Consider the following 12,919-nt stretch of genomic DNA (forward strand, 5'->3'; position numbering starts at 1 on the left):
CACGGCACGCGCACGTCTGGACGCGTATGGAGCAACGTGACGCGGCGGGGTACGGCGGATGCGCGACGGCGGCGCTCGGGGCGGCGACCTCCCTGTACGTCTGGGGGTCGTCCCGGCGCACCGGCCTGCACATGGGCACCGGCCTGGAGGGGCACGGCAGGGACTTCTCCGTCCTGTGGACGGAGCTGCCCCTCGTGCTGCTCGCCGGCGCCCTGGTCCCGCCGCTGACCTGGCTGCTGACCCTGCGTCTGCTGCGCGGGCGCGGGCCGCTGCGCATCCGGGCCCTCGTGGCGGCGCTGTGCACCGCGGGCGTCCTCGCTGTGTCCACCTGGGGCCTGCACGCCTGGGCGAACCCGTACGACCCCGACGACGTACGACTGTCCGGCACGCTCTCCTCAGATTTCGACCAGTAGCTCCCGCAGCCCCCGGATCACGTAACCCGGCTTCCACTCGGGCTCCTCGGCCAGCCGCATACCGGGCGCCTTGCGCAGCAACTCGGCGAAGGAAGCCGTCAGTTCGAGACGGGCCAGCGGGGCGCCCAGGCAGTAGTGGATGCCCGCGCCGAAGGAGATGTGCGGGTTGTCCCGCCGGGAAAGGTCCAGCGTCTCCGCGTCGGCGAACCGCTCCGGGTCCCGGTTGGCCGACGCGAAGAGCAGCGCGACCTGCGAACCGCGCGGGATGAGGGTTCCGTCGACCTCGATGTCGTCCAGGACCCAGCGCGCGAACATGGGCACCGGGGTGTCATAGCGCAGCAGTTCCTCCACCGCCGTCGGCAGCAGACCGTGGTCGCCGCGCAGGGCGGCCAGTTGCCCGGGGTGCCGGAAGAGCATCCACCAGCTGTTGGCGGTGGCGTTGACGGTCGCCTCGTGACCGGCGTTGAGCAGCAGCACGCAGGTGGAGATGATCTCCTGCTCGGTCAGCCGGTCCTCGTCGTCGTGTGCGGCGATGAGACCGGAGATCAGATCGGTCCCCGGGTCGGCGCGCCGCGCGGTGATCAGCTCGCGCAGATAACCGGAGAACTCGGCCGACGCCCGCACGGCGGCCCGCGCGGTCTCCTCCGGCGGGTTCAGCTCGAACATTCCGCAGATCGCGGCCGACCAGGGCCGCAGCAGAGGCCGGTCCCCTTCCGGGACACCGAGCATCTCGGCGATGACGGCCACCGGCAGCGGCTCGGCGACCGCGCTCAGCAGGTCGCCGCCGCCCGCCGCGACGAAGTCGTCGACGAGCCCGGCGGCCAGCCGCTCCACGGTCGGTGCGAGTGCCTCGACCCGCCGGGGCGTGAACGCCTTGGCGACCAGCCGCCGGATCCGGGTGTGGTCGGGGGCCTCCAGGTCGAGGATCCCGTGCCCGTTGAGCGTGTGGAACGGTTCGTGCGCGGCGGGTGGCGCGCTGACGCCGAACTCGTCGTGACTGAAGCGGTGCAGATAGGTCCGTCCGAGCCGCCGGTCGCGCAGCAGCCCGGACACATCGGAGTAGTGCGGGACGAGCCACTGCCGCGTCGGCTCGAAGTAGTGCGCCCGGCCGGTGGCGCGCAGCGCGGCGTAGGCGGGGTACGGGTCGGCGACGAACGCCGGGGACCAGGGGTCGAAGGACACGTGCATGAGCAGACGCTATCCGGGCGTGACCAGCCTCGCCTCGTACGCGAACACGGCCGCCTGGGTGCGGTCCCGCAGCCCCAGCTTCACCAGGATGCGGCTCACATGGGTCTTGATGGTCGACTCGGCGACCACCAGGTGCGAGGCGATCTCCAGGTTGGACAGCCCCTGGGCGATCAGTACGAGCACCTCCGTCTCCCGCTCGGTGAGGTCACCGATCCTGGACATGGCGGGCGGTCTCGGCGCCTCGGCGATCTTCGAGAACTCGGTGATCAGCCGCCGGGTCACCGTCGGCGCGAGGAGCGCCTCGCCCGACGCCACCACCCGTACGCCCTCGGCGAGCTGCCTCGCCGAGGCGTCCTTCAGGAGGAAGCCGGAGGCGCCGGCCCGCAGCGCCTGGTAGACGTACTCGTCGAGGTCGAAGGTGGTCAGGACCAGCACCTTGGCGTCCGCGTCGGCGGCGACGATCTCCCGGGTCGCCTCGATGCCGTTGAGCTCGGGCATCCGGATGTCCATCAGGACCACGTCGGGCCGTAGCGCGGCGACCTGCGAGACGGCCTGCCGTCCGTCGACGGCCTCACCGACGACCTCGATGCCCGGCATGGCGTTGAGCAGCACGGAGAAGCCCTCGCGGACCATCATCTGGTCGTCGACGATCAGGACCCGGATGGGCGACTCGGTCACGCGCCCTCACCGTCCTCGGCGCCGGAGCGCTGCGCCGGTACGGGCAGGAACACGGCGACCTCGTAGCCGCCGTCCCCGTACGCCCCCGCGGTCATCTCCCCGTTCAGCATCGCGACCCGCTCCCGCATCCCCGTGATTCCGTGGCCGGCCCCCGGCGACGGCTTGACCAGCCCCCGCGCGGGGCCGTTGACGACCCGCACCCCGAGCCCGCCGAGCACATAGCCGATCTCCACCTTGGCGGTGGCGCCCGGCGCGTGCCGGAGCGTGTTGCTCAGTGCCTCCTGGACGATCCGGTACGCCGACAGCTCGACGCCCTGCGGAAGCTCCCGCACCGCGCCGGTGACGGTCTTCTCCGTCTCCAGGCCCGTCTCACGGACGTTGTCCAGCAGCCGGTCGAGCTCGGCGAGCGTGGGCTGAGGGGCGTCCGGCGCCTCGTAGTCCTCCGCCCGTACGACGCCGAGGACGCGGCGCAGCTCGGTGAGCGCGGCGACGGCGTTCTCCCGGATGGTCACGAACGCCTGCTCCAGCTCGGGCGGCGGATTCTCCACCCGGTACGGCGCCGCCTCGGCCTGGATGGCGACGACGGACATGTGGTGGGCGACGACGTCGTGCAGCTCGCGGGCGATGGTGGTGCGCTCCTCCAGCAGCGTGCGCCGGTCGCGCTCCACGGCGGTGACGGTGCGCTGCACGGTCACCTCCCGCTGGGCGTCACGGCGTACCTGGACCAGCGCGACGAGGAGCAGGGCCAGCGCGGAGACGATGGCCATGGGCTGGGTGCTGGAGGAGTAGGACGCGGCGAAGTTCCCCAGGACGGACCCGACGAGCAGGGTGATCAGCCACATCCAGACGGCGGTGCGTGGCCGGGTCCTCGCGGCTACGACGATCAGTACGCCCAGATGACAGGCGAAAGCGCTCCCGTCCCACGGCCAGCTTCCGCTGCTCAGGCCGGCCACCAGGGGAATGGAGGCGATCGACGCCCAGAACGCGAGTACGGGGCGGACCAGCGTCATCAACAGCACGGCGGGCGGCACGAACGCGGTGAGGCCCGTCACCATGCCGAACGGGGAGTAGGTGTTCGCGGTGAAGACGCCGTCCATCCCCGCGATCAGCGCGACCAGACCCACCACCGCGTGCGGGAACCAGACGGCTCCCTTCCGGACGGTCCTCGGCAGTCGCCGGATCACAGGCCCGTCAGTGCCCAGCGGGCTCAGCGGGCGGTAGTCGAGCACATTCTGGAACAGGTCCTGCCGCAGGCCGTCTATCGCCCCGGCTGCCGCCTGGTGCTCCGGGCTTCGTGTCTTCGTCTCGGTCACGTGTCCCAAGGTAGGCGTCGGCCCCCACCCCGGTCGTCAGCAGTGATACGGATCCTCAGCCGTCCGTCGCAAGTACTACCAGGCCAGCTGGGCGATCTCCTCGGCCACCACGGCGCAGGCGTCCGCCGACGGGTCGATCAGCGGGAAGTGCCCCACGCCGTCCAGCAGCGTCAGGCCCACCATCTCCCCGGCCTTCGCCGCGGCGTCCACGAAGGCCTCCGTGACGGCCTGCGGCACGGTGAGGTCGTCCACCCCCTGGACGACGGCCGTGGCGATCCCGGTCGGCAGCAGGAGAGCAGGATCGACGTGCGCACTCCGCGCCTCGAAGTCGTCCACGCCGCCCAGCAGCTGGTGCAGCGCACCCGAGCAGACGTCGAGCTCCACCGCGCTCGCGAAGTCCCCGATCGGCGCCAGCGCGACCACCCCGCGCAGCGGCGGCGCGGCGGGCAGCCGCCACGGTGAGCCCTCGGGGAGCACGTGCCGGGCGGCCGCCCACAGCGCGAGCTGCCCGCCGGCCGAGTGTCCGGTGACCACGGTCTTGCGCGGATCCGCCGTCGGCAGCTCCCGGGCCGCCAGCGCCGGCAGGGCGTCCATCGCCGCGGCCACGTCGTCGAAGGTCTCGGGCCAGCGCCCCGCGACCGGGCCCGCCGTGCCCTGGTGCGGGATCTCCCCGCCGCGCCTGTACTCCACGCTGGCCACCGCGAAGCCGCGCCGCGCGAGGAAGTCCGCGAAGGGCGACACGTGCTTGCGGTCGTACGGCGCCCGCCAGGCACCGCCGTGCAGCAGGACCACGAGCGGCGCCCCGGCACGGCCGTCCCGCGGTGCGAAGAAGTCGATCACCTGGTCGGGGTGGCTCCCGTAGGCCGCGGACCCGTCGGGGGCGACCACCGGATGGGCGAACGCCGACTCGGTCTCGGCGGCGTCACGATCACGCGCGGCAGAATCCGACATGCTGCTCCAACCGTCCTGGGCCCGTGCCCAACTGGACTGACCTGCGGGGACGGTACCAGTACGACGAACCGCCGCCGTACGGGCCCGGAGTGTGGGCCCGCACGGCGGCGGAGGGCCGGTCTCAGACCGCCAGCACCTCGGCGAGGATCCGCGCCGCCCGCTCCGCGTCGGCGAAACCGACGTACAACGGGGTGAAACCGAAGCGCAGGACGTCCGGGCGGCGCAGATCGCCGACCACGCCGCGCTCGGTCAGCGCGCGCATCACCGCTTCCGTCTCGTCGGCGTTCTCGCACCGCAGCGAGACCTGGCTGCCGCGCTCCGCGTGGGCGGCCGGGGTGACCGGCGTGACCCGGCCGTCAGGGACGTAGGCGGCGACGCACTCCAGGAAGAAGTCCGTCAGCGCCAGGGACTTGGCCCGCACGGCGTCCACGGCCACGCCGTCCCAGACGTCCAGCGACGCCTCCAGGGCCAGCATGGACAGGATGTCCGGGGTGCCGACCCGGCCCCGTACGGAACCGTCCGCGGGGGCGTATCCGGGAGTCATCGCGAACGGGTCCGCGTGCGAGGTCCACCCGGGCAGGGGCGAGTCGAAAGCCGCCTGATGGCGTTCGGCGACGTACAGATAGGCCGGCGAACCCGGGCCTCCGTTGAGGTACTTGTACGTGCAGCCGACGGCCAGGTCGACACCGTGCGCGTCGAGACCCACGGGCAGGGCTCCCGCACTGTGGCACAGGTCCCACACGGCGACGGCGCCCGCCTCATGGACGGCGGCGGTGAGGCCGGGCAGGTCGTGGAGCCGGCCCGTGCGGTAGTCGACGTGGTTGAGGAGCACCGCCGCCGTACGGGGCCCGAGCGCGGCCGGTACGTCGGACGGGGCGACCGGGACGACGCGGTGGCCCGTCATCCGGGCAGCCGAAGCGGCGATGTACCCGTCGGTGGGGAAGGTCGACGCGTCGACGAGGAGCTCGTCGCGGCCCTCCCCCGCGAGGCGGGTCGCCGCGACGACCGCCTTGAACACGTTCACGCTGGTGGAGTCGCCCACCACGATCTGCCCGGCGGCAGCCCCGACCAGCGGGGCGATCCGGTCACCGATCCGCTCGGGCGCGGTCCACCAGCCGCTCTCGTCCCAGGAGCGGATGCGCAGCGAGCCCCACTCACGGGCGATGACGTCCTGCATGCGCGCGGGGACGTGGCGGGGCAGCGCGCCCAGCGAGTTGCCGTCGAGGTAGACGGTGTCGTCGAGGGTGAACAGCTCGCGCAGGGCGGCCAGCCCGTCGGCGGCGTCGAGCGCCTCGGCGCGTTCCTTGAAGTCAGACACGGTCGCGCTCCTTGAAGTCAGACATGGCTACGCGCCGTCCACAGCTCGGGGAACACGCTCTTGGTGGCCCGCTTCTCCAGCCAGGCGACCCCGGCCGATCCGCCGGTTCCGGTCTTCGATCCCATCGCCCGCCGGGTGGCGGTCAGATGGTCGTTGCGCCAGCGCCACACCAGCTCGCCGACATCGGTCAGCACCTCACCGAGCCGCACGAGCTCGGCGTTCTGGTCCGCGTCCGCGTAGATCTCCGCCCAGACGGCCTCGACCGCGGGCGACGGCTCGTACTTCTGCGAGAGGTCCCGCTCCAGCACCGACTGCGGCACGGCGTACCCACGCCGGGCGAGCAGGGCGAGCGTCTCGTCGTACAGACCGGGTTCGTGGAGCGCCTTCTCCAGCTCGGCGTGGACGCGGGGCGCGCCCCGGTGCGGCACGAGCATGGAGGCGGACTTGTCGCCCAGCAGGAACTCCATCCGGCGGTACATCGCCGACTGGAATCCGGACCCCTCACCGAGGGACCCCCGGTAGGAGTTGAACTGGGCGGGGGTGAGGCCGGCGAGCGGCTTCCAGGAGGCGTTCAGCGCCTCCAGCTCCCGCAGCGAACGCTTCAGGGCGTCACGGGCGACCGGTATGCGGTCCTCGCGCAGGGCGTGCGCCGCCGTCTCCCACTCATGGACGATGACCGTGAACCACAGCTCCATGACCTGGGTGGTGACCAGGAAGACCATCTCGCCGGGATCGTCCGAGCGCAGGTGCTGGAGGTGGGTCAGGACGTCCGCCTGGACGTAGTCCTCGTACGGAGTCGTTCCCGCGAAGTCCAGGTGCGGGTTGTCCGCACCGGTGGCTTCGGGGTCGGGGTGGATCGTCGACATTTCTGTCTCCTCGACACGAGCTTCCGGGTAGCGGTCCGCCCCTTCCTCTGAGGTGGTGGAGCTCCGGTCCCCTGCTCGGCATCCTAACGGCCATCGACGGGACGCGCCGGGGCCCCGCGGGCGGCTGCCCGCGGGGCCCCGGCGGAAGGCGTGGTCCCAGCCTGTCTCAGCCCAGGATGTCGGCGGCGGTCTGCGAGGAGTCGCGCAGGAACGAGGAGCAGCGCTCGTACTCCTCCTGCTCGCCGATCGCCTGCGCGGCGCGCGCGAGGGCGTGCAGGGCCCGCAGGAAGCCGCGGTTCGGCTCGTGCTCGAACGGGACGGGGCCGTGGCCCTTCCAGCCCGCGCGGCGCAGGGAGTCGAGGCCGCGGTGGTAGCCGGTGCGCGCGTACGCGTACGACTCGACGACCCGGCCGCCCTCGTACGCCTCGTCGGCGAGCTGCGCCCAGGCCAGCGAGGAGGTGGGGTACTTCGCCGCGACATCGGCGGGCGCCGTGCCGCTCGCGAGCAGCTCGCGCGGCTCCGGGTCGTCGGGCAGGTGGGTCGGGGCAGGGCCCCCGAGAAGGTTCTCGTGGATGGACATGGTTCAAGTGTGCCTGGGCGGGGGTTCCGGCTCCAAGGGCGGGGCCGACACCCCGCAGTGCGTCGAACACTCCGGCCGGGGCTCCGGCCGGGCCTCGGGGGCCCTCCGCACGGCCCACCAGGCGATCACCGAACCCGCCGCCAGCAGACCGGCGCACATCGGCATGGCCCGCCGGAACGTCGAGGCGAACTCCCCCGCGTCGCGGTAGGCCTCCGGGCCCATCCCGGCCAGCAGCGGGAGCGCGGCCACCGCGAGCAGCCCGGCCGCCCGCGCCGCCGCGTTGTTGATGCCGCTGGCGAGCCCGGCCCGGCCGGTGTCCACGGCGGCCAGGACGGTCGCGGTGAGGGGCGCGACGAGGGTGACCATGCCGAGGCCCAGCACGAGCACCGCGGGCAGGACGTCCAGCGGGTACGAGGCACCGGGGCCGACCCGCAGCATCAGGAGCATCCCGGCGGCTGCCACCAGCGGGCCGACGGTGAGCGGGATCCGGGGCCCGATACGCCGGCCGAGGTCGCCCGCCGACGCCGAGAAGAGCAGCATGAGCACCGTGGTGGGCAGGAGCGCGGTGCCCGCGCCGAGCGCTGAGTAGCCGGCGACCACCTGGAGCTGGATCGCGGACAGGAAGAAGAACCCGCCCAGGGCGGCGTACACACAGAACGTGACGATGTTGACGGAGGTGAACTGCCGCGACGCGAAGACCGACGGCGGCACCATGGGGTCGGCCCGGCGCTGCTCCAGCCGCACGAAGGCCGCTCCGAGGACCACACCACCGAGTGCCGCGCCGATCACGGTGACGGACGCGCCCTGCTCGGGCACCTCGATCAGCGCATAGGTGACCAGGGCGAGGGACAGCGCGGCGAGGGCGGCCCCGAGCACGTCGAAGCGGCCGTGGGCGTCGGGATCGCGGGACTCCGGTACGTGGCGGAGAGCCACGGGAACGCAGAGGGCGGCCAGCGGCAGATTGAGCAGGAACACCCACCGCCATCCCGGCCCGTCCACCAGCCACCCTCCCAGGAACGGTCCGACGGCGGCCCCGACCCCGCCGAGCCCGGACCAGAGGCCCACGGCACGGGCCCGGTCGTCGGGATGGAAGCTCGCCTGGATGATCGCCAGCGAGCCGGGGGTGAGGAGCGCGCCCCCGACCCCCTGCAACGCCCGCGAGGCGATCAGTACCTCAGCGTTGGGCGCGATCCCGCACAGCAGCGAGGCCACGGCGAACCAGACCACACCGAGGACGAACACCCTCCGCCGCCCGAACCGGTCCCCGAGCGCACCCCCGAGCAGGATCAGCCCCGCCAGGGTGAGCATGTAGGCGTTGACGGTCCACTGCAGGGCGGCCATGTCGGTGCCGAGGTCCTCGCCGATGCGCGGGAGGGCCACATTGATGACCGTCGAGTCGAGCAGAGCCATGCTGGACCCGAGCACGGTGGTCAGGACGACCCACCGCCCCACGGGCGAGGCAACCCGGATCCCGTCACCGCCCGCGCCGTCCGTGTCAGTCATACGAGCAGCATCACCGCTGCCCGGGCCCCCGGCCACCCCTGCACCCACCCGGCCGCTCACAGGCCCTTCAGCCGTCCCCGGACCGCCACCCTGCCGGCGCCCCTCAGCCTTCCGAGGCCCACCCCCGCCCTGAGCCCGCCGCCTCCAACCCTCCCGAGCCCGCACCATCCAGCCCCTCCGCCGCCTGAGGAGCGGGGTCCTGGCCCGGCGGACTACTGGCCCCCCGAGCTCGCCCTCCAGCCCCTCCGCCGCCTGAAGAGCGGGGTGGCCCGGCGGACTCCTGTCCCCCCAAGCTCGCCCCCCAGCCCCTCCGCCGCCTGAGGAGCGGGGTCCTGGCCCGGCGGACTCCTGCCCCCCCGAGCTCGCCCCCCCAGCCCCTCCGGCGTTTGAGGAGCGGGGTCCGGGGCGGAGCCCCGGTTCGGGAAGGGGCGGGTAGGGGAAGAGCCCCGCGCAGCGGGCACACAGCGGGCACGCAGCGGGCCCGGCCCCCCGAAGGGAAACCGGGCCCACCCGTGACGTGCCGCAGCGACTACTTCAGCTTCGTACCCGAGGACCGCAGATTCGCACAGGCCTCCGTGACACGCTTGGCCATGCCGCCCTCCGCGGACTTGCCCCAGCTGCGCGGGTCGTAGACCTTCTTGTTGCCGACCTCGCCGTCGACCTTCAGCACGCCGTCGTAGTTGCGGAACACGTGGTCCACGATCGGGCGGGTGAAGGCGTACTGGGTGTCGGTGTCGAGGTTCATCTTCACGACGCCGTTCTCCAGCGCGGTGGCGATCTCCTCGGCCGTGGAGCCCGAACCGCCGTGGAAGACGAAGTCGAACGGCTGGCTGCCGGCCGGCTTGCCGTACTTGGCGGCGACACCCTGCTGGAGGTCCTTGAGGAGCTCCGGCCGCAGGACGACGTTGCCCGGCTTGTAGACGCCGTGGACGTTGCCGAAGGACGCTGCCAGCAGGTAGCGGCCCTTCTCGCCCAGGCCGAGCGCCTCGGCCGTACGCAGCGCGTCGTCGACGGTCGTGTACAGCTCGTCGTTGATCTCGTGCGTGACACCGTCCTCCTCGCCACCGGTCGGGGTGATCTCGACCTCAAGGATGATCTTGGCGGCGGCAGCCTTGGCCAGCAGCTCCTGGCCGATGGACAGGTTGTCGGCGAGGGTCTCGGCCGAGCCGTCCCACATGTGCGACTGGAACAGCGGGTTCAGGCCCTTGGCGACGCGCTCCGCGGAGACGTCGAGCAGCGGACGGACGTAACCGTCCAGCTTGTCCTTGGGGCAGTGGTCGGTGTGCAGCGCAACCGTGATGTCGTACTTGGCGGCGACGATGTGCGCGAACTCGGCCAGGGCTACGGCGCCCGTCACCATGTCCTTGTTGTACTGGCCGCCCAGGAATTCGGCACCACCGGTGGAGATCTGGACGATGCCGTCGCTCTCCGCCTCCGCGAAGCCGCGCAGTGCAGCGTGCAAGGTCTGGGTCGACGTCACATTGATGGCCGGGTAGGCGAACTTGCCTGCCTTCGCCCGGTCGAGCATCTCGGCGTAGACCTCGGGGGTTGCGATGGGCATCTGTCCGCTCCTTGGGATGTGCGGGTGTGCAGTGCTTGGTCCCTGACCTGGGGGCGACGTCATCGTCGCCCACATCTTCCCAGACTCTCGCTTCGGCTCCACGCTGCCCATGGGACAGCCGCTCCCTGTTTCACGTGAAACAGGGAGCGGCCCAAGGAATGCCCAGGTCAGCCCAGGTCGAGGTCCGCCACCGAGTAGACATGGACGTACGGCAGACCGGCCTCGGCGATCGCCGGAGCGGCTCCGCGCTCGACGATCACGGCGACGGCCACGACCTCGCCGCCGGCCTCACGCACGGCCTCGACCGCCGTCAGCGGCGAGCCACCGGTCGTCGAGGTGTCCTCGACGACCAGGCAGCGCCGGCCCTTGACGTCCGTGCCCTCGATCCGGCGCTGCATCCCGTGGGCCTTCTGCGCCTTGCGGACGACGAACGCGTCCAGGCTCTTCCCGCGCGCCGCCGAGGCGTGCAGCATCGAGGTGGCCACCGGGTCGGCTCCCAGCGTCAGGCCGCCTACGCAGTCGTAGTCCAGCTCGGCCGTGGCATCGAGCATCACCTGGCCGACCAGCGGCGCGGCCTTGCCGTCCAGCGTGATCCGGCGCAGGTCGATGTACCAGTCGGCTTCCAGACCCGAGGAGAGGGTCACCTTGCCGTGTACCACGGCCTTGTCCTTGATCTGCTGGAGCAGCTCAGCGCGTACGTCAGTCATGACAACGAGGGTAAGGGCTGCCACGGAGGGTCAGAGCCGCGCCCAGCTCCAGGTCGTCGTGATCTCCAGCGGCTCGATCGGGGTGACCAGGCGGGGGGTCGTGTTGAGTCCGTTCGGCGGCCCGGACTGCGGCTCCACGCAGACCGCCTCCGCCTGCTCGTCGTAGATCACCACCCATTCGTCGCGGCTCCGGACCGTCAGCTCCAGCTGCTCGGGCCAGGTGAGCTTCACGTCGACGCCCGCGGGCATCCCGAAGCAGTCGTCCCAGGGGCCTGGGCGGGGGTCGATCCGGCGTCCGGTCGGCAGGTGGTTGTCGCCGCGCTCCTCCTGCCAGTCCGCGTCGAAGTCGATCCGCACGTCCTGGCCGCCGAGGTTCCGGAGGAACCAGGGGTGCCACCCGGCCTGCGCCGGGAAGGAGTCCCCGTACGTCTCGATGCCGAGGCTCAGCGTCAGCGATTCCTCGGTCAGCTCGAAGGACTGCGTCACCCGGCCCTCGTACGGCCATGGGTCGGCCAGGTCGTAGAAGAAGGCGGCCTCCGTGTCACCCTCCCGGGCCGGCCGCCAGGAGGTGTCGCGGCCGGTTCCGTGGATGGCGTGCGGTGGGGAGTTGAGCGGCATCCGGTGCAGCTCCCCACCGTTGCGGAACAGGCCGTTCTCGGTGCGGCCGCACCACGGCACCATGGGGAAGCAGCCGTACCGCTCGCCCTGGCGCAGCAGTTCGGTGTCCCCGATCCGCAGGCTGCTGATCCGGCAGCCGTTCACGGGGTCAACGGTCAATTCGACGTCGCCGGCGGTCAGCCGGGCGTTCTTCGCAACTCTGCTCACCCCCCGACACTACTGGCGCGGGGCGGCTCCCTACGGCCGCCTGCGCCGCAGTGCCCTGCCCACCACCACGGCCGAGGCGATCGCCAGGGCGGCTGCCGGGGCGGCCCAGCGGAGCGTGATGCCCGCGGCTCCCGCCTCGGGCGACGGGACGGGGGCGTACCGGCCACGCGGCGGGGCGTGGTCGACCTCCTCCGTGCTGCGGCCGATCATCGTGCGGCGGGCGTGCGCGGCCTCGGCGGGCGGCTCGTCCGGCACGGTGAACTCGATCTCCGCGGACGGATCGAGCGACGGCGGCGGCACGGGCGCGTCGAACACGGACTCCTTGTCCGCGGACGGCGACTCGGGAGACGGCTGCTCGGGAGACTCGGCTTGGGGAGACGGCGCCTCGGGAGACGGCGCCTCGCCGGACGGCTCGGGAGCGACCTGGGGTGGCGACGCCGCACCCTCGACGGACTCCGCTCCGGCCTCCCCGGACGGCGCACCGGCCGCCCCCTCCCCGTCCCGCGTCGCCAGGGTCTCCGTCACCAGTTGCTGCGTGAAGCGGTCCAGCAGTCGCTGCGCGGCGGCGAGCGCCGCGGACGCGTCGAGGTCCACGATGCGGCCGTCACCGCTCACCGTGCCGGTGAACCCGATCGTCGTCCCGCCGTCCGCCTCCGTGAGGCCGACGGTCAGTGCCAGCTTCGCCGATCCCGTGCCCCGGGCCTCCACACCCTCCCCGGTTACGGAGAAGGAATCACCCCCGCCGGAAGGCCGCAGCGTCAGCGCCCCGCGGTACGTGATCGTGTGGCCGTCGGCCCGGAATTTCAGCCGGCCCGCCAGCGGCCCCGCCGACGCGTCGGCATCCTGCTGGAGTCCGGGCACGCAGCGCGCGACGCGGGCGGGATCACCCAGCGTCCGCCGCAGAGCCGGAACCGGAACCGGAACGAACACCTCATGCTCCATACCGACCGAGCCTACTCAGCCCCGGCCGTCCCGTCAGCGCTTCCACCCCGGACGCCCGTGCGGCCCGCGCCGCG

At 72.4% G+C, this 12,919-nt stretch carries 13 protein-coding genes; 1 reads left to right on the forward strand and 12 read right to left on the reverse strand.

Annotation, left to right across the window (positions count from 1 at the left end):
• Positions 1 to 26 precede the first annotated feature (26 nt).
• Positions 27 to 413, forward strand: a complete 387-nt coding sequence (locus AB0P41_RS25500) for a hypothetical protein (RefSeq protein WP_365934358.1) — start codon at positions 27 to 29, stop codon at positions 411 to 413.
• Here AB0P41_RS25500 and AB0P41_RS25505 read toward each other — a convergent pair.
• The 12 genes from AB0P41_RS25505 to AB0P41_RS25560 all read right to left on the reverse strand — a co-directional run bounded on the left by AB0P41_RS25505 (position 396) and on the right by AB0P41_RS25560 (position 12,845).
• The gene (locus AB0P41_RS25505) at positions 396 to 1,601 is read right to left on the reverse strand and encodes a cytochrome P450 (protein ID WP_365934360.1); all 1,206 of its coding nucleotides are present in this window, start codon (positions 1,599 to 1,601) and stop codon (positions 396 to 398) included. The genes AB0P41_RS25500 and AB0P41_RS25505 overlap by 18 nt on opposite strands.
• Positions 1,602 to 1,610: 9 nt before the next feature.
• Positions 1,611 to 2,279 (reverse strand): response regulator transcription factor, encoded by a 669-nt coding sequence (locus tag AB0P41_RS25510; protein WP_356713911.1) that lies wholly within the window; start codon positions 2,277 to 2,279, stop codon positions 1,611 to 1,613.
• Positions 2,276 to 3,592, reverse strand: a complete 1,317-nt coding sequence (locus AB0P41_RS25515; RefSeq protein ID WP_365934362.1) for a histidine kinase — start codon at positions 3,590 to 3,592, stop codon at positions 2,276 to 2,278. Before AB0P41_RS25515 ends, AB0P41_RS25510 begins: the two co-directional genes overlap by 4 nt.
• A 75-nt stretch (positions 3,593 to 3,667) precedes the next feature.
• Positions 3,668 to 4,543, reverse strand: a complete 876-nt coding sequence (locus AB0P41_RS25520) for an alpha/beta hydrolase (RefSeq protein WP_365934363.1) — start codon at positions 4,541 to 4,543, stop codon at positions 3,668 to 3,670.
• Between the two features lie 121 nt (positions 4,544 to 4,664).
• Positions 4,665 to 5,861 carry a kynureninase gene (gene kynU, locus AB0P41_RS25525; RefSeq protein ID WP_365934365.1) on the reverse strand — a complete coding sequence of 399 codons (1,197 nt, stop codon included), beginning with the start codon at positions 5,859 to 5,861 and terminating at the stop codon, positions 4,665 to 4,667.
• A gap of 17 nt (positions 5,862 to 5,878) precedes the next feature.
• Entirely contained in the window at positions 5,879 to 6,727 is an 849-nt protein-coding gene (locus AB0P41_RS25530; RefSeq protein ID WP_356713915.1) for a tryptophan 2,3-dioxygenase family protein, read from the reverse strand.
• Between the two features lie 166 nt (positions 6,728 to 6,893).
• Positions 6,894 to 7,307 (reverse strand): DUF3151 domain-containing protein, encoded by a 414-nt coding sequence (locus AB0P41_RS25535; protein ID WP_356717013.1) that lies wholly within the window; start codon positions 7,305 to 7,307, stop codon positions 6,894 to 6,896.
• Between the two features lie 3 nt (positions 7,308 to 7,310).
• Complete coding sequence (locus tag AB0P41_RS25540) at positions 7,311 to 8,810, reverse strand: MFS transporter (RefSeq protein WP_356717011.1); 1,500 nt, start codon at positions 8,808 to 8,810, stop codon at positions 7,311 to 7,313.
• A gap of 529 nt (positions 8,811 to 9,339) precedes the next feature.
• On the reverse strand, positions 9,340 to 10,371 hold the full coding sequence (gene fbaA, locus AB0P41_RS25545; RefSeq protein WP_104787119.1) for a class II fructose-bisphosphate aldolase: 1,032 nt from the start codon (positions 10,369 to 10,371) through the stop codon (positions 9,340 to 9,342).
• Between the two features lie 167 nt (positions 10,372 to 10,538).
• Positions 10,539 to 11,078 carry an orotate phosphoribosyltransferase gene (pyrE, locus tag AB0P41_RS25550; protein WP_356717009.1) on the reverse strand — a complete coding sequence of 180 codons (540 nt, stop codon included), beginning with the start codon at positions 11,076 to 11,078 and terminating at the stop codon, positions 10,539 to 10,541.
• A 30-nt stretch (positions 11,079 to 11,108) separates the two neighbouring features.
• Positions 11,109 to 11,903, reverse strand: coding sequence for an aldose 1-epimerase (locus AB0P41_RS25555; RefSeq protein WP_365934369.1), 795 nt, complete (start codon positions 11,901 to 11,903; stop codon positions 11,109 to 11,111).
• A gap of 30 nt (positions 11,904 to 11,933) precedes the next feature.
• The gene (locus tag AB0P41_RS25560; RefSeq protein WP_365934371.1) at positions 11,934 to 12,845 is read right to left on the reverse strand and encodes an SRPBCC domain-containing protein; all 912 of its coding nucleotides are present in this window, start codon (positions 12,843 to 12,845) and stop codon (positions 11,934 to 11,936) included.
• Positions 12,846 to 12,919 lie beyond the last annotated feature (74 nt).

The sequence above is a fragment of the Streptomyces sp. NPDC079167 genome, assembly GCF_040686735.1.
In the GTDB taxonomy this organism is placed as follows: domain Bacteria; phylum Actinomycetota; class Actinomycetes; order Streptomycetales; family Streptomycetaceae; genus Streptomyces.

Bases quoted from the DNA above. Each gene is read 5' to 3' on its own strand.
- AB0P41_RS25505 (WP_365934360.1), bottom strand. From the start codon at position 1,601: ATGCACGTGTCCTTCGACCCCTGGTCCCCGGCGTTCGTCGCCGACCCG.
- pyrE (WP_356717009.1), bottom strand. From the start codon at position 11,078: ATGACTGACGTACGCGCTGAGCTGCTCCAGCAGATCAAGGACAAGGCC.
- AB0P41_RS25540 (WP_356717011.1), bottom strand. From the start codon at position 8,810: ATGACTGACACGGACGGCGCGGGCGGTGACGGGATCCGGGTTGCCTCG.
- AB0P41_RS25535 (WP_356717013.1), bottom strand. From the start codon at position 7,307: ATGTCCATCCACGAGAACCTTCTCGGGGGCCCTGCCCCGACCCACCTG.
- AB0P41_RS25560 (WP_365934371.1), bottom strand. From the start codon at position 12,845: ATGGAGCATGAGGTGTTCGTTCCGGTTCCGGTTCCGGCTCTGCGGCGG.
- AB0P41_RS25500 (WP_365934358.1), top strand. From the start codon at position 27: ATGGAGCAACGTGACGCGGCGGGGTACGGCGGATGCGCGACGGCGGCG.
- AB0P41_RS25520 (WP_365934363.1), bottom strand. From the start codon at position 4,543: ATGTCGGATTCTGCCGCGCGTGATCGTGACGCCGCCGAGACCGAGTCG.
- AB0P41_RS25530 (WP_356713915.1), bottom strand. From the start codon at position 6,727: ATGTCGACGATCCACCCCGACCCCGAAGCCACCGGTGCGGACAACCCG.
- fbaA (WP_104787119.1), bottom strand. From the start codon at position 10,371: ATGCCCATCGCAACCCCCGAGGTCTACGCCGAGATGCTCGACCGGGCG.